At 66.6% G+C, this 15,921-nt stretch carries 10 protein-coding genes; 1 reads left to right on the forward strand and 9 read right to left on the reverse strand.

What is annotated here, in order from left to right; genetic code table 11:
- Nucleotides 1–43: 43 nt before the first annotated feature.
- The 4 genes from ACWHYV_RS19900 to ACWHYV_RS19915 form a co-directional block, all read right to left on the reverse strand.
- On the reverse strand, nucleotides 44–1,456 hold the full coding sequence (locus ACWHYV_RS19900; protein WP_447978231.1) for an efflux transporter outer membrane subunit: 1,413 nt from the start codon (nucleotides 1,454–1,456) through the stop codon (nucleotides 44–46).
- Nucleotides 1,453–4,635 carry a multidrug efflux RND transporter permease subunit gene (locus tag ACWHYV_RS19905; protein ID WP_447978232.1) on the reverse strand — a complete coding sequence of 1,061 codons (3,183 nt, stop codon included), beginning with the start codon at nucleotides 4,633–4,635 and terminating at the stop codon, nucleotides 1,453–1,455. The genes ACWHYV_RS19900 and ACWHYV_RS19905 overlap by 4 nt, the downstream gene beginning before the upstream one ends.
- Nucleotides 4,632–5,831 (reverse strand): efflux RND transporter periplasmic adaptor subunit, encoded by a 1,200-nt coding sequence (locus ACWHYV_RS19910; protein ID WP_447978233.1) that lies wholly within the window; start codon nucleotides 5,829–5,831, stop codon nucleotides 4,632–4,634. Before ACWHYV_RS19910 ends, ACWHYV_RS19905 begins: the two co-directional genes overlap by 4 nt.
- A 124-nt stretch (nucleotides 5,832–5,955) precedes the next feature.
- Nucleotides 5,956–6,324, reverse strand: coding sequence for a hypothetical protein (locus tag ACWHYV_RS19915; RefSeq protein ID WP_447978234.1), 369 nt, complete (start codon nucleotides 6,322–6,324; stop codon nucleotides 5,956–5,958).
- 327 nt (nucleotides 6,325–6,651) lie between these two features.
- Here ACWHYV_RS19915 and ACWHYV_RS19920 point away from each other — a divergent pair, with 327 nt between their 5' ends.
- Nucleotides 6,652–7,842 carry a glycine C-acetyltransferase gene (locus ACWHYV_RS19920; RefSeq protein WP_447978235.1) on the forward strand — a complete coding sequence of 397 codons (1,191 nt, stop codon included), beginning with the start codon at nucleotides 6,652–6,654 and terminating at the stop codon, nucleotides 7,840–7,842.
- 112 nt (nucleotides 7,843–7,954) lie between these two features.
- Here the strand turns inward: ACWHYV_RS19920 and ACWHYV_RS19925 are convergent, their stop codons facing one another.
- The 5 genes from ACWHYV_RS19925 to ACWHYV_RS19945 form a co-directional block, all read right to left on the reverse strand.
- Complete coding sequence (locus ACWHYV_RS19925; RefSeq protein ID WP_447978236.1) at nucleotides 7,955–8,800, reverse strand: response regulator; 846 nt, start codon at nucleotides 8,798–8,800, stop codon at nucleotides 7,955–7,957.
- 42 nt (nucleotides 8,801–8,842) lie between these two features.
- On the reverse strand, nucleotides 8,843–11,539 hold the full coding sequence (locus ACWHYV_RS19930) for a PAS domain S-box protein (RefSeq protein WP_447978237.1): 2,697 nt from the start codon (nucleotides 11,537–11,539) through the stop codon (nucleotides 8,843–8,845).
- 198 nt (nucleotides 11,540–11,737) lie between these two features.
- Complete coding sequence (locus ACWHYV_RS19935; protein WP_447978238.1) at nucleotides 11,738–12,676, reverse strand: response regulator; 939 nt, start codon at nucleotides 12,674–12,676, stop codon at nucleotides 11,738–11,740.
- Between the two features lie 10 nt (nucleotides 12,677–12,686).
- Nucleotides 12,687–14,825, reverse strand: a complete 2,139-nt coding sequence (locus tag ACWHYV_RS19940; protein WP_447978239.1) for an ATP-binding protein — start codon at nucleotides 14,823–14,825, stop codon at nucleotides 12,687–12,689.
- Between the two features lie 24 nt (nucleotides 14,826–14,849).
- Entirely contained in the window at nucleotides 14,850–15,884 is a 1,035-nt protein-coding gene (locus ACWHYV_RS19945; protein WP_447978240.1) for an ATP-binding protein, read from the reverse strand.
- Nucleotides 15,885–15,921: the final 37 nt, after the last annotated feature.

The raw sequence follows: 15,921 nt of genomic DNA on the forward strand, positions 1-15,921 counted from the left end.
ACCCTCCTCCATTCATCACTCTGCACTCATCACTCTGCACTCCTCACGCGCCCTTCTCTCCCGACGCCCCCCAGCCGCCGCCGAGCGCTTTGTAGAGCTGCACGATCGAGACGAGATGGAGCCGGTGGGTGCCGGTCAGCGAGAGCTCGGCCTCGAATAAGTTGCGCTGCGCGATCAGGACGTCCAGGTAGTTCGCCAGCCCGCCCTTGTACCGGAGATTGGCGAGCCGCAAGGCCGATCGAAGGGCCTCGACCTGCTGCGCCTGCGCCTGGCGCTGACTGCGGGTGGTGCTCACCGCCACCAACGCATCTTCGACTTCCTTGAACGCGGTCAAGACCCGCTGCTCATACGCCGCAATCGCTTGTCTCGCCTGGGCCTCGACCGCCCGTTGCTGAAAGCCCAGGATCTGCGCATTGAACAAGGGGCCGGCGAGCTGTCCCCCGGCGACCCCGAAAATCCCATCCTCCCTCCCGCTCGCCTGGAGCAGCTTGGTCAACGAGGGATTCGCCACCCCGAGCAGGCCCGTGAGCGAGAGTCGCGGGAACCGATCGGCCTTGGCCATGCCGATCCGGGCGGTGGCGGCATGCAGGTCCTGCTCGGCCTGGACGATGTCCGGGCGTCGTTGGAGCAAGTCCGACGGCAGCCCGGCCGGCACGTCGGGCGGCAGCACCTGCTCGGTGAGCGACCGGCCCCTCGGGATGGAGCGCGGGGGACGGCCCAGCAGCACGCTCAGCTCGTTTTCCTTCTGAACCATCTGCCGCTCGAGCTCGGCCGCGCGGGCCGCGGCGTTCGCGCGCTCGGCCTCGAACTGATCGGCGTCGAGCTTCGAGATCACGCCCTGGCGCAGCCGGGCTTGGGCGATGCGGACGGATTCTTCCCAGGATTGCAGCGTTCGCTTGGCGATGTCCAACTGCATGTCGAACTGGAGCAGATCGAAGTAGGCCTGCGCGACCCCGCTGACGAGCTGGAGGACGACGGCCCGGCGGTTCCACTCCTGCCCGAAGAGATCGGCCCGGGCCGCTTCGTTCGCGCGCCGGATGCGCCCCCAGATGTCCAATTCCCACGACAGATTGCCTTGGACGTAGTAGTTGAACGGGTTGGGGAACCCCGGGAACAGGAAATTGGTCATCCGGCCGAACGCCGGCGCGTTCGCCTGAGCCGACATCTGCGGCGCAAAATCCATGCGCGTCACGAGCAGGCGCGCCTCGAACTCCTCGATCGTCGCGACCGCCCGCTTGAGGTCCTTGTTCTCCTCGAGCGAGATCCGAATCAGCTTTTGCAGCTCCTCGTCGCGGAGCAGCTCCCACCAGGGGAGGTTCGCGATCGACTCCACCTCCTGCCCGCCGGCCATGCGGAACGCGTCGGGCGTGTCGACGGACGGGGGCCGGTAATCGGGGCCCATCGCGCAGGCCGCAAGGAGCGACGAGACGAACGCCAGGACGATTGCATGCTTCATGGTCGGCCCTCCGACTGCAAGGGAACGGCCGGGACCGCCGGACGGGATACCGGGCGGCCGGCGAGCTGTTGCGTAAGCCTACGGATCAACACGAAGAAGAGCGGGACGAAAAAGATGGCCAGGAACGTGGCCGCCAGCATGCCGCCGAGCACCCCGGTGCCGATGGAATGGCGGCCGGCGGCGCCGGCCCCCGTCGCGACGACCAAGGGCGCGACCCCGAGAATGAACGCCATCGACGTCATCACGATCGGCCGGAAGCGAAGCCGCGCCGCCTCGATCGCCGCATCGGCGAACGGCAGCCCCTGCTCATAGCGGCGGCTCGCAAACTCCACGATCAGGATCGCGTTCTTGGCCGAGAGCCCGATCAGGGTGACCAACCCGATCTGGAAGTAGATGTCGTTGGTCATCCCGCGGAGCCACACGGCCGACAGCGCCCCGAAGACCCCGAAGGGCACCGCGAGGATCACGGCGAACGGCACCGTCCAGCTCTCGTATTGGGCGGCGAGCACGAGAAAGACCATCAGCAGGCCGAACCCGAACGCGATCACCGATTGGCCTCCGGCCTTGCGCTCCTGATAGGAAATCCCGCTCCAGTCGAGGTCGTACCCCTTGGGCCGCAGGACCTCCTGCCCCACCCGCTCCAGCGCCTCGAGCGCCTGCCCGGAGCTGTATCCTGGAGCCGCGGCGCCGAGGACGAGGGCGGTGTTGAAGCCGTTGAAGTGGGTGACCGGATCGGGACCGCTCGTGTACTCGAGGTCGACGACGGTGTCGAGCGGGATCATCGCCGGGCCCTGGCCGTTCGCCGAGAGGCTTTGCGCCCGGACGTAGATTTTCGAGAGGTCCTCCGGGCTCGACCGATACTGCGCCTCGGCCTCCGTCTGCACGCGATAGACCCGGCCGAACTTGACGAAGTCGTTCACATAGAAGTTGCCCCAGAAGGCTTGCAGCGTATCGAAGATCTCCGAGATCGGGACCCCGAGCGCCTTGGCCCGCTCGCGGTTCACGTGCGCGTAGAGCCGCGGGGAGCCGACCCGAAAGCTCGTGCCGATCGCCCCGATCGCCGGGTCTTGCCTGGCCCGCGACACATAGTCCTGCGCGACGGCCGCGAACGTCTTGAAGTCCCCGCCGGTGGGGTCCTGGAGCTGCAGTGAAAACCCGCCGGTGGCCCCGAGGCCCCGGATCGACGGCGCGTTGAACGCGAGGATCAAGGCCTCCGGAATCCGGGCGAACTGCTGGTACGCGGCGCCGATCAGCGCCTTCACGTGCTCCCCGGGACCGGTCCGTTGGTCCCAGAGGTGGAGCGGCGTGAACATCGTCGCGGTGTTCGAGCCGCGGGTGCTGAACACGAAGTTCTGCCCCACGAGCGCGTCCGTGCTGTGGATCGCCGGCACCGACAGATAGTACTGCTCCAGCTTGCTCACGACGGAGGCCGTCCGTTCCTTCGAGGCTCCGTCGGGCAGTTGCACGACCGTGATGAAGTAGCCTTGATCCTCCTCCGGCAGGAAGCTCCCGGGAAGGACCCGGAACAGGACGAGCGACAGGAGCACGACGACCCCGAACACGGCCAGCGACAGCGCCGCGTGACGGACGACGCGGCGGACCATGTTCGTATAGCGGCGCTGCGAGGAGTCGAAGATCCGGTTGAACAGACGGAACAGGCCGCCTCGGGAGTCGTGGCCGGGTTTCAGCAGCAGCGCGCAGAGGGCCGGGCTCAGGGTCAGCGCGACGACGCCCGAGATCGTCACCGAGATCGCGATCGTGATCGCGAACTGCTTGTACAGTTGGCCGGTGATCCCGGCGAGGAACCCGACGGGGACGAAGACGGCGCCCAAGACCAGCACGATGGCGATGACCGGGCCCGTCACCTCCTGCATCGCTCGCTTCGCGGCGTCCTTGGGCGAAAGTCCGTTCGCGATGTGGCGCTCGACGTTCTCCACCACAACGATCGCGTCGTCGACCACGATGCCGATCGCGAGCACCATGCCGAACAAGGTCAGCGTGTTGATGGAAAAGCCCAGCGCCTGCATCCCGGCAAAGGCGCCGATCAGCGAGACGGGCACGGCGACCGCCGGGATCACCGTGGCGCGCCAGCTCTGGAGGAAGAGGTACACGACCAGGATGACGAGCACGAGCGCTTCGGCCAGGGTCTTGACCACCTCCGTGATCGACACCTCGATGAACCGGGTCGTGTCGTAGGGCACGTCGTAGCGCATCCCCGGCGGAAAGCCGCGCGACAGGCGGTCCATCTCGGCCCGGATGCCCTTGACGGTCTCGAGCGCATTGCCGCCGGGGGCGAGGAAGGTCAGGAGGAAGGTGGTCGGCTTGCCTTTGAAGCGCCCTTCCAGATCATAGGACTGCGCCCCCAGCTCGACCCGCGCGACGTCGCGCAGCCGCACCATCGACCCGTTCGGGAGCGCGCGCACGATCAGCTCCTCGAATTCCTTGACCTCGGTCAGCCGGCCCCGCGTGATCACGGGGATCGTCAACTCGGTGCCTTTGGGCGCCGGCTCGCGCCCGACGATGCCGGCCGGGAAGTCCCGGTTCTGCTCGCGGATGACGTCGACGATGTCGGTCGGCGTCAGGCTCAATTGCGCCATCCGCACCGGATCGAGGATCACCCGCATGCTGTAGTTCTGCGCGCCGAACACGGTGGCGTCGCCCACGCCGGGCAGCCGCTTGATATTGTCCAGGATCCGCAGGATCGCGTAGTTCGAGATGAACAGGGCGTCGTAGCGCGGGTCGTCCGACTCGAGCGTCAGCACCGCCAGCAGGTCCGGCGAGACCTTCTTGATCGAGATGCCCCGGCGGATCACCTCGGGCGGCAGTTGAGGCTCCGCCAGCTTCTCCCGGTTCTGGGTCTGGACGGTCGCGATGTCGACGTCCGTGCCGATTTCGAACGTCAGGCGGATCGTCATGTGCCCGTCGTTCGTGCTCGTGCTGTCGTAGTACAGGAGGTTGTCGATGCCCGGCAGTTGCACTTCGATGGGCCGCGCGACCGATTCGGCCACGACCTCGGCGCTGGCGCCCGGATAGTCGGCATCGATCTGGACGACGGGAGGCGTGATTTCGGGAAACTGCGCGACGGGCAGCGCCTGCATCGCGGCGAGACCGACGACGACGATCACGATCGAGAGGACCGACGCGAAGATCGGCCGGTCGATGAAGAACAGCGGGCTCATCGTGCCGACTCCGCCCCTTGGGTCGCCCCCGTTCCCGGCTCCACGTTCGGCGCCATGGCGACGGGCACCGGCTTGACTTGCGTACCGGGCATCACCCGTTGGAAGCCGTCGATCATCACCTGTTCCCCGGCCTTCAAGCCCTCTTCGATCAACCACTGGTCGGCCTGCCAGTTCGTCGCCTTCACGTCCCGGACCTCGACCGTGTCCCCCTGGCCGACCACGTAGACCACCGGCCCGTTGGGTCCCTGCTGGACAGCCCGCTGCGGGACCAGGATGACGTTGGGCTTCGAGACGCCGTGGAACCGGACGGTCACGAACTGTCCCGGCAGGAGCACGCGATCGGGGTTGGGAAAGACCACGCGGGCCTGGCGGGACCCGGTTTCCGTCCGGAGGCCGACGTCGGCGAAATCGAGCACCCCTTCGTGGGGATAGGTCGTGCCGTCGACGAATCGGATCTTCCCGGTCAACTGGTAGAGGCCGGGGTGCTCGATGCGCTTGGCGATGATGTCCCGCCGGCGCTTCAGCAGAAAGCTCTCCGGGGCGCTCACGATCACGTACATGGGATCGACCTGGTGAATCACCGTGAGCAGGTCGGTTTGGGCCGTGACTAAGCGGCCCTCGTAATACCGGGTCCGCTCGATGAGGCCGTCGATCGGGGCCGTGATCAGCGTGTTGTCCAGGTCGAACTTGGCCTTCACCAATTCCCCCTTCGCCCCTTCGAGCCCCGCCTTGGCGGCCAGCTCTTCGGCCACCGCGTCATCGACGTCCTTTTGGCTCACCGCCTGCTCGGCCAAGAGCGGCTTCACGCGCGCGAGGTCCTGCTTGGCCTGCACCAGCCGCGCTTCCGCCTGCGACACCTTCGCCTTGGCGCTCAAGTACGCCGCCTTGAAGGGGACGGGATCGATCTGGTACAGCCGGTCGCCCTTCTTGACGTCGCCGCCTTCGCGGAAAAACCGCTGCTTGATGATGCCCGTCACTTGGGAGCGGATCTCGACGATCCGGGACGCCTCGGCCTGCCCGATGAACTCCGGCTCGTCAGGGACCGTCTGCGGGGCGACGGTCACGACTTGGACTTGAGGCGGCGGCGGGGCCCCCGTGGACGCCGCTTCGCGCTTGCATCCCATTGCGCCGGCCACGAGCAAGGAGGCAAGGAGCATCGCAAGGCCTCTCATGGCACCCGTGCTGAACGGCATCATGATCCTCTCGTCGGCTTCCGATCGACTGCTGTCTACAACCCTATGCCGATCCTGCCGTTGCTGCAAGACGAGAAATTCCGGCACAGTTCCAGTATGGCCAGGCCCGCGCATGGACGAGCCGGCCTCAGAAGGTCAAGCCCGGCTCCCGGCTGGTCTCACTCTGCTGGAGCAGAAGCGCGGCGCCCGACAACAAGGAGGCCGGCGCGGGCGCCGTCGTGCCTCGGCCGAGCGGCGTCACCTCGATCACCGCCTGGTCGGTCACCAGGACTTCCACTTCCTCGCCCACCCGGAGCCCGTCGAGCCCGGAGGAAAACGTCAATTCCCCCTGCGCCGTCTTCACGGATGCCAGACTCCCCTGCACCTTCCAGATCGTGCCGTAGACACGCACGGGGCCCGGTCGAGCGGCGTCTGCGCTCGCGTCCGCGGCACCGCCTCCCGCCGTCAACACCGCCATCAGCACCAGCAGCACGCTCCATCGTCCTTGTTGTTTCATTGCGCCTCCTTCCGGACCTTCGAGGAAGTCCGGGTCGCCGGTAGACAGGGCAAGGACCATTCCCGCGGGACCCAGCCGGAGAAAACGTCCGAAGTGACACGGCAGCAAGGGATTTCTTCCGGCCGGGTCCCGGCGTCCCGTCGGAGTGACGGCCTCGTGACGGCAGGCCATGCCGATTGGTCGTCACCTGCCGAGACGTTCGTCAGAAGCCGACGGCTCTCGGGAGCGTTGCATGCGCCACTCGCTTTTGACACAATTCCAGGACCTCGACCCGGCACGATGCCGCGGGTTCCTCCGAGGGGACCAACCACCAGCGAGACGGTCCGCATGGCCTATGAGTCACTGAAAGAAGCCGTAACCAGGCAGCTCGCCGAGATCCGCGAGGCGGGGCTCTACAAGACGGAACGGTTGCTCCTCGGTCCCCAGGGGGCGTCGGTCCGCGTCTCGCAAGGACCCGTCCTCAACCTCTGTGCGAACAACTATCTCGGCCTGGCGAACCACCCGGCTGTCGTCGAGGCCGCCATTGCGGGCCTCCGTGACCACGGCTACGGGATGGCTTCGGTCCGATTCATTTGCGGCACCCAGGACCTGCACAAGGAGTTGGAACGCGACATCTCGTCGTTCCTCGGCACCGAGGACACGATCCTCTACAGCTCGTGCTTCGATGCCAACACGGGCCTGTTCGAGACCTTGCTCGACGACCGCGACGCCGTCATCAGCGACGCGCTCAACCATGCGAGCGTGATCGACGGGATCCGTCTCTGCAAGGCGACACGCTATCGCTATGCCCACTCCGACATGGCGGACCTCGAGACCGCGCTCAAGAAGGCGCAGGGGGCGCGGCTACGGCTGATCGCCACCGACGGCGTCTTTTCCATGGACGGAGACCTGGCCAAGCTGGACCGCATGGCGGACCTGGCGGACCGGTACGATGCCGCGATCGTCGTGGACGACAGCCACGCGACCGGGGTGTTGGGTCGGGGCGGCCGCGGAACGCCCGACCACTACGGGGTGGCGGGCCGCATCGATCTCGTGACCAGCACGTTGGGGAAGACGCTGGGCGGGGCTTCGGGCGGGTTTACCTCGGGCCGGAAGGAGATCATCGAGCTGTTGCGGCAGCGCTCGCGCCCGTACCTGTTTTCGAACTCGCTTCCCCCGGTCATTGCCGCCGCGGCTCGGCGGGCGGTCGGGCTCGTCGCCGAGGGAGACGACCTGCGCGCGACCTTGCGCCGGAATGCGGAGTTCTTTCGCGCGGCGCTCACCGGCCTCGGCTTTACCCTCGTCCCCGGCGACCATCCGATCATTCCCGTTCTCTTGGGGGACGCCGCGCTCGCGACCCGCATGGCCGACCGGCTGTTACAGGAGGGCATCTACGTCGTAGGGTTCAGCTATCCGGTCGTCCCCAAAGGTCAGGCCCGCATTCGGACCCAGATGTCGGCCGCGCACACCCGCGACCAGTTGGAGCGGGCGGTGGAGGCCTTTGCACGGGTCGGGCGGGAGCTGGGAGTGATCGGCTGAGGGCTGAGTGATGAGTGATGAGTGATGAGTGATGAGTGATGAGTGATGAGTGATGGGAGTATACCTGCCATGACAAAGAAGTGAGCTCGGGCTTGCACTGCCCTCGTATCCGTCACTGCGTCACTTCGTGTGAGATTCCGCAGACGGCATAGACGGTCCCGTCCTTCTTGAGCAAGGGGAACTTGACGCTGAAATAGGTGCGGGCCGGCGCGGCGCCGACCGACTCCTCCACCCTGATGGCCGCTCTCGCCCTGACGGCCGCGCGATCGTTGGCCTCGACCATTCGCGCCGTTTCCGGCGGCAAGAGATCGGCGTCGGTTTTCCCGACCGGGCTACAGCCGGTCAACTGCCTCCAAATCGACTCCGCCTCCCGGTTCACGAACAGGTAGCGTCCGTCGAGCCCTTTGATATAGATCGCCATCGGGGCATGGTCGAGCACCGCGCGGAAGCGCTCCTCGCTCTCACGCAGCGCCGCCGTGTGCTCCTCGACCATCTGCTCGAGATCACGCGCATAGAGCTCCAGCGCCCGGTTCTTGAACTGGACCTCCTCGTTCAGCCGGCGCTCGCGGATGGCCCGTTTGAGCCAGGCGAGGAAATAGTCGCGGTCGATCGGCTTCACGATGAACGCATAGGCTCCGCCGGTCACGGCTTTCACGGCCAGGTCATGGTCCCCGTGCCCCGACATCAGGAGAACCGGGACCGCGGGATGCCTGGCTTTCACCCGCTCGAGCAGCTCGAAGCCGTCGATCTTCGGCATCTTGATGTCGGAGACGATCACGTCGACATCCGCCTCCTCGACGCGCTGCAAGGCCTCCATCGCCGACAGGCACGTCACCACGGCCGCCTCGGGCAGTTTCCAGGTCAGCATGTCGGCGAGCGGGGCGAGCAGAAGCGGATCGTCGTCGACGAGGAGGATGCGTGGGGACTGTGTCGGGTTGACGACCTGCTGTTCGTCCATGGGTCCAGCTCCCGACCCGCTCCGGAACCGCCGGTTGCCGGCTCACGGCGCGTGCCGTCGCTTGAGCCTCTCGATCTCCTGCTCCAGCTCCATCATGCGCAATTCCCGGCCGACCACGACATCGTGGAACTTTTCCAGGTCCTGCACTTTGTCGATCAGCTCCTGGTTCACGCGGGCCAGCTCCTTCGTGCGCTCCTCCACGCGCCGCTCCAGCTCATCATGGGCCTGCTTCAGCGCGGCCTCCGCCTGCTTCAGCTCGGTCACGTCCTGCCCCGTCCCGAACATACCGACGACCCGGCCTCCCTCCAGCAACACCTCGCCGTGCGCATGCAACACCCGCTCGGCGCCGTCCGGCCGCCGGATCCGGTGATAGAACTCGAAGGGCCGATGGTCGTCGAGCGCCGCCCGCACCCGGGCGTCGAAGGCGGCGCGATCCGCGGGATGCACGGCCTCCAGCACCCGCTCGTATGAGATGGCGGTGCCGGGCTCGATCCCGTAGATCCGGTACAGCTCCTCCGACCATTGGACCGTGTTCGTCTTGATGTCCCACGCCCAGCTCCCGAGATGCGCGAGTCCCTGGGCCTTGGACAGTTGCCGTTCGCTTTCCCGCAGACGCGCTTCCGCCTGACGCTGCTCGGTGACGTCGTAGCAGGACCCGACGTAGCCGGCGAAGGTCCCGTCCAGACCATAGAACGGGCTCCCGTGGTCGACGACCTCGCGATACTCCCCGTCATGGCGGCGCAGGCGATACACCATCCGGAACGACGTGCGGGCCTCGAAGGCCTCACGGTACGTCTTCGTACAACGCTCGACGTCCTCGGGATGCACCCCGTCCACCCAGCCGTCTCCCTGCTCTTCCTCCAAGGTGCGCCCGGTGAACACCAACCAGGCGCGGTTGAAGTAATTACATGTGCCATCCACCCCCGCACGCCAGACGAGGGCGGGGAACTCATCGAACAGCTTCAGGTAGAAGTCCCGCGACTCCTGAATCGCTCGCTCGGCTTCTTTGCGTTCCGTCACATCACGGGTGACCTTCACGAAGCCCTTGAGACGCCCCGCCCCGTCCCGGATGGCGGTGAGGACGGCGTCTGCCATAAACCGTGATCCGTCCTTTCGGACCCGCCAGCCCTCCTCCTCGTATCGTCCCTGCGAGGCCGCCATGGCGAGGTTCTGCTGCGGCCGGCCGGCGTCGCGATCGTCAGGCGTATAGAAGCAGGAGAAGTGCCGACCCACGATCTCGTCGGTCCGGTAGCCCTTGATCCGTTCGGCGCCGGCGTTCCACGTGGTGACGTAGCCCTCCGGATCCAACATGAAGATCGCGTAATCCCGGACGCTTTCGACCATGAGTCGAAAGCGCTCCTCGCTCTCCCGCAGGGCTTCCTCGGCGGCGCGTTGCTCGGACACATCCCTGAAGACGAGCACGACTCCGATGATCCCGCCCTGCTCGTTGCGGATCGGCGCGCCGCTGTCGTCGATTGGGTGCTCCGAGCCGTCGCGGGCGATCAGGACCGTATGATTCGCCAGCCCCACCACGATGCCTGCCCGCAACACCTTGTGGACCGGACTTTCCACCGGCAGCCGCGTCGCCTCGTTGACGATCCGAAACACCTCCTCCAACGGTCTTCCTTCGGCGTCGCGATCCTTCCATCCGGTCAGCGTCCCGGCGACCGGATTCATGAACGTGACGCGGCCGGCGGCGTCCGTGGTGATCACGGCATCCCCGATGCTGCTGAGCGTCGTGAACAGCCAGCGCTCGCTCTCGCGCGTCCTGTGCCACTCGGCCTTCAGGCGCCTCGTCGTCCACCACAGCAGACCGAAGAGCGGCACCGAGACCAACATACCGACCAGACCGACCTTGGCGAAGAAGACTGAGAACGGTACCAAGACCGCATCGCGGTCGACCCGCACGAGCACCGCCCACTGGGGATCGGGAAAGTCGGCATAGCCGTGCGTCCGGGCGTAACCGGTGATCACCGGCACCCCGTCGTGGCGGCGGCGCTCCTCGACGTACCCCGGCGCTTGGGTCTCCGTGACAACGCGAGCGGATGCCAGCCCCAACTCCTTCAGGTTGACCCGCCCTTCCTCCCGAAGGAACGAGTCGGCGATCAGCTCGCCCGTCCGGCTCAGGAACAGATACTCCAGCTTCGGCAGCCCACCCTGCTGCGCCTCACGCAGCGTCCTCGCAAAGACGTCTTCCAAGACCGGAAGCCAGACGCGGGAGGTCACCACGCCCTTGAGCCGCCCGGTAGGATCTCGAATCGGCGCGGCGAACGCCACCGCCATGATCCCGTCCGTTTCGTCATAGGGTCGGACGTCATAGATCACGACTTTGTGGCGCCCTTCCTGAAACCAGGCGGCGCCGCTCGCGTCCTGTCCCAGCCGTTCCGACTTGGTCGCGGCGACGATCCGGCCGTTCACATCCGCCACCGCGATCCACCGGTAATAGGGATAGGCCGTCATCATCCAATCCAGGTATTGCCTCATCCCCGGTAGGTCACGGGACTGAAACGCCAAGGCCATCATCTGGATATCGCCGTAGCGCTCGAACAGGATCTGATCGAGACGCTCGGCGATATCGGACGCGGCGACCGCCAAGGCCTGCCCGGTTCGATCGAGCAGCGAAGTGGCCATGTACTGCCGCAGGAACACCGCGGCGAGCACGGCGACCGCGAGCAGCCCGGCGATCAGGACCGGCAGCCGCCGATATGGGAAGAGACCTGGATCTTCAACACGGGACACGTCCGACTCCCGGCGCTAGTGGGCGCGAGACCGAAGGGACGGGTGGCGGTGACATCGAGCAGCAGCGTGAGGTGTGGGCACGAAGAACCCCCTTCTCCACTCCGGCCTCCGCACGAGACGGGCAATCGAAGGACGACCGGCAGCTCCAGGCGCGCGCGGTAACGGCGGCCGATACAGCAGGCCGGTGATCGAATGGTCCTACCGTTCCGCGAGCTTGGCCTTCAGGCGCTTGATCTCCGTTTCCATCTCCATCATCTTCAACTCGCGGCCGACGACGGCCTGCTCGAACTTCTCCAGATCGAGGATCTTCTCCTGCAACTCACGCCGGGACCGCTGGAGCTCGTCGATGCGCTCTTGCAACGAGGCGTTGAGCTTGCGGATCTCTTCGTCTTGACGGCGCCGGTCGGTGATATCGGTCACGATACAGACGGCGCCGCACCGCACCCCTTCTTCCATCACGGGGTCCACCGCGAGTCGATACCAATGGTTGCCGACCGTGATCGTCGTTTCCTGCCGGCTCGCGGCGTGCACCAGGTCCTTGAGCCCCTGCTCGGCCCCCGCCCTTGGATCGAAGAGCAGCAAATCCGTACACGGCCGCCCCACGATCTCGTCGAACGGTTGCGAGAGCAGCTTGCTCCACGCGCGGTTGCACCGGAGCACCACCCCTCGCTCGTCGAGCAGCGCGATGCCGTCCTGGATCGCATCGAAGGTGACGCGCCACTGCCGTGCCGCTTCGCGCAACTGAGCCTCGGCCTCACGGATGCGCAGGAGCGACCGCACCGTGGCGAGGAACTCCTCCGGCTGGGTCGGCGAGGTCAAATAGCCGTCGGCGCCCCCTTCCAGCCCCCGGACCTTGTCCTCCTGCCCGATGAACGAGGCGGACATCTGCAGGACCATGATGCGGTTGGCCGAGTCGCTCTTGATGCGGCGGCAAACCTCATGCCCGTTCACGTCGGGCAATTTGACGTCGAGACAGACGAGGTCGGGCCGCTCGGCGGCGACGAGGTGCAGCGCCTCTCCTCCCGTGGCCGCCTCCAGCACGACATAGCCGGCCTGGCGCAGCATTCTCGCCTTGGCGTAACGATTGGCCTCGTCGTCGTCGACGACGAGAATGGCGGGCGTGGATCGCGAAGCCATGGAAGCCTCCTCAGGATGCCTTGTCCCGGCCGACGGCCGGCGCACCCCATGTGTGCCGAAGCGTTGCGAGAAGATGCCGCCCGAGGCGGTCCTTGGTGAGGACGGCCGCGCCCTGGGCTACCAACCGGCGGTGCTCGTCGGAGCTCAGCACCTTCGAGGTGATGATGGTGACGGGGATCCCGCGGGTCGCCGGGTCTTGCTTCAACTCCACCAACACGTCGAACCCCGACATGTCGGGCAGGACGAGGTCGAGGAGGATCGCGGATGGACGGTCCCGTTTGGCTATGTCCAGCCCATACCGGCCTGCGGGTGCCTCCCGAACCGTGTACCCGCCGCCCTTCAGCAAACTGGCCACGACGTAGCGGCTCGACTCCTCGTCGTCGATGACGAGGACGTGGTCCCGCGCCGGAACGGGCGCGCGGAGCGACAGTTGCTCGAGGAGCCATCCCCGGTCGACCGGCTTCATGCAATAGGCGTCGGCCCCCAGCGCCAGCGCCTTGTGCTCATCTTCGACCCGGGTGATCACGAGGACGGGGATGTCGGCGCTGACCGGATCGGTTTTCAGCTTGGTGAGGAACAGCCACGTGTCCTCGCTCTTCAGCATGACGTCCAGTAGGATCGCACGCGGCCGGACGGTCGCGAGCACCCGGCGCGCGGCCGTCAGATTCCGGACCGGATAGAGCTGATAGGCGGTATGCTTGAGATATTTTTCATAGACCAGCACATCCGTGGCGTCGTCCTCGATGAGCAGGATCGGCACCCGGGTTCCGTCGGCCTCCGGCACCTTCTCGGACGTCGTCCCCATCTCGGTGTGGCGCCGGGGAATCCGGGCATAAAAGGTGGAGCCCACTCCGACCTGACTCTCCACCCAGACCTCTCCACCGAGGAGCTCGGCCAGCTTCTTGGACAGCGGGAGTCCCAGCCCCGTGCCGTGCACCAGGCGTTGAATCGGATGCTCGACCTGGGTGAACTCCTGGAAGATCCGCTCCTGGTCCTCGGGCGCGATGCCGATCCCGGTGTCCTGGACGGCGAAGACGACCGCTGCTCCGTCCGCCGACAGGGCGGCGGAGAGCCGCACCTCGCCCTTGCGGGTGAACTTGAGCGCGTTCGAGAGGAAGTTCCGGAGGATCTGGGAGACCTTCCCCTCGTCGGTCTCCAGCGCGGGGAGCCCGTCGGGCTCCTCCACGACGAGTTGCACCTCGGGGTTGACCAGGAGCGGCCGCAACATCCCGCGCAGGGCGCTGAACAACGTGGCCACTTCGAACTCGCTGGGCCGCACGATGGTCTTCCCCGCTTCGATCTTGGCCAGGTCCAGCAGGTCGTTCACCAGCTCAAACAGCTCCCCGGCCGCCTTCTGGATGAAGCTCACCTGCCGCTCCTGCTCGCCCGTGAGGTCCCCGTCGGTGCGATCGAGCAGGATGTGGCACAAGGCCTGGATCGAGTTGAGCGGGGTGCGGAACTCATGGCTCATGTTGGAGAGGAAGCGGGATTTCAGCTCATCCGCCCGACGCAGGTGGTCGGCCTTTTCATCCAGCTCCGCATACAGGGCCACGACCCCGCGATTGGTGTCCTCCAGCTCACGGTTGAGCTGGACCAGCTCTTCCTGCCGTTGGCGCAGCTCCTCCAAGGTGCGCAGCAGTTCTTGATTTTGGCGCTGCAGCTCCGCGAAGGGGTTCTCGGGCTGCTGCTCGGCCAGGCGAGCGAGGAGATCCGCCAGACCTTTTCCGGCCACCGGCATCGCGCTCTTCGGGAGCAGCTTGCCGAGCCAGACCGTGGTCCCCGCCCTCGACGTGTCGACGCGAAACTGATCGACCAGGCGGCGGGCGCCCGTCATCCCGAGCCCCATGCCGGTCGCCGAGCGATACCGGCCCTCGAGGATCTCCGTGAGGTCGGCGATCCCGGGCCCTCGATCACTGATCTTGACCTGAAAGAGCTGCGGCGGCGTCCGACCTTCGATGAAGAACTCCGCCTTCCCTTGCTTGGCGTATTGGAAGGCGTTGCGCGCGATTTCGGAGACGGCGGTGGCGATCCGCGTCTGCTCTTCGTGGTCGAAGCCCAGAAGAGCGGCGAGGTGCCGTGCCCGCTGGCGCGCGAGCACGACGTCGTGCTCGAAATGGAGGGCCACGGTGAGGAGGGGCTGCATGGTCATGGCCTGGTTGCGCCTGGCATCGCGTCACTGAACCGCCTGTTTAGCGACCACGATCGTGACGTCATCACGCCCGCGGTTGAAGTCCCGGTAGAGGGTCGCCGCGATGACGGCCGGGTGTCGCTGTGCCAATCCCGGATAGTCCGCCAGCTTCCAATGCGTCCCCAGCCCGTCGGAGTGGAGGATCAACGCCGCACCGTCCGGCCAGGGATAGGAAAATTCGGTGACCTTCCTGATCTCGACGCCCGCCGTCCCGCTGAGCGAGACCAGGTTCCTGACGGTCTCGCCGTTCGTGATCACGGCGCTGATGTTCCCGACCCCGACGAACTGCACGACCGATCGTCCCACGTCGAGATCGGCCACCGCGACCGCGGCTCCCCGGGTGGCCCTCAACCCAAGATGAATCGTCTCGAGCACGGTGGGCAAGGGTTTCAGATGGTGCGCCTCGAACAGCCGGGACGCTTCCAAGGCCGCCTCCGCGGCGTGGAGGCCGTGCCCCAGACCGTCCGCCACCAGGAACCGCCACCGTCCTTGATGCCGGCGCACCGCCCAGCCGTCGCCGCAGGCCTCTTCGCCGATCTTCGAGCGGCACACCGCACCGACCTCCATGGCGGCGCTCCCGGGCTCGTCTCGGTAGGGACGCAGCTCGGCCCAGACGACGCTGCCTCGCTCGGGCTGGGAATAGAGGTCGAATCGATCGGACAGCCGTCGGATCGCGCCGAGCCCGGTGCCGGCGCTCCCGCTGGTCGAATACCCGTCGCGCAGGCATTCGGCGGCGTTGCGCATGCCGTGTCCTTTGTCGACGGCCGTAATGTGCATGGCCGGCGCGGCCGATTCCGCCCCGACCGTCCCGAGCAGCACTTCGCCGCCGCCCGCGTGCTTGACCAGGTTCGTCCCGACCTCGGTGACGATCAAAGCCACCTTTTCGGCCTGGCTCGCATCGCAACCGAGCCGCCGGGCCGCCTCGGTCGCCACCCGGCGGGCCTCCGCCACCTGGCTCGTCTCGGTGATCGGGACGACCATCGACTGGCGCGCTCCACCGGCAAAGACATCGGGGCTCATGGCACGGGAACCCTTTCAAAGGCGACGGCAACCTCGG

It is taken from the genome of Candidatus Nitrospira bockiana, from assembly GCF_965152565.1.

What these genes read in the sequence shown, in the direction of transcription:
- ACWHYV_RS19900 (WP_447978231.1), bottom strand. Translation starts at nt 1,456, where the DNA reads ATGAAGCATGCAATCGTCCTGGCGTTCGTCTCGTCGCTCCTTGCGGCC.
- ACWHYV_RS19905 (WP_447978232.1), bottom strand. Translation starts at nt 4,635, where the DNA reads ATGAGCCCGCTGTTCTTCATCGACCGGCCGATCTTCGCGTCGGTCCTC.
- ACWHYV_RS19910 (WP_447978233.1), bottom strand. Translation starts at nt 5,831, where the DNA reads ATGATGCCGTTCAGCACGGGTGCCATGAGAGGCCTTGCGATGCTCCTT.
- ACWHYV_RS19915 (WP_447978234.1), bottom strand. Translation starts at nt 6,324, where the DNA reads ATGAAACAACAAGGACGATGGAGCGTGCTGCTGGTGCTGATGGCGGTG.
- ACWHYV_RS19920 (WP_447978235.1), top strand. Translation starts at nt 6,652, where the DNA reads ATGGCCTATGAGTCACTGAAAGAAGCCGTAACCAGGCAGCTCGCCGAG.
- ACWHYV_RS19925 (WP_447978236.1), bottom strand. Translation starts at nt 8,800, where the DNA reads ATGGACGAACAGCAGGTCGTCAACCCGACACAGTCCCCACGCATCCTC.
- ACWHYV_RS19935 (WP_447978238.1), bottom strand. Translation starts at nt 12,676, where the DNA reads ATGGCTTCGCGATCCACGCCCGCCATTCTCGTCGTCGACGACGACGAG.
- ACWHYV_RS19940 (WP_447978239.1), bottom strand. Translation starts at nt 14,825, where the DNA reads ATGACCATGCAGCCCCTCCTCACCGTGGCCCTCCATTTCGAGCACGAC.
- ACWHYV_RS19945 (WP_447978240.1), bottom strand. Translation starts at nt 15,884, where the DNA reads ATGAGCCCCGATGTCTTTGCCGGTGGAGCGCGCCAGTCGATGGTCGTC.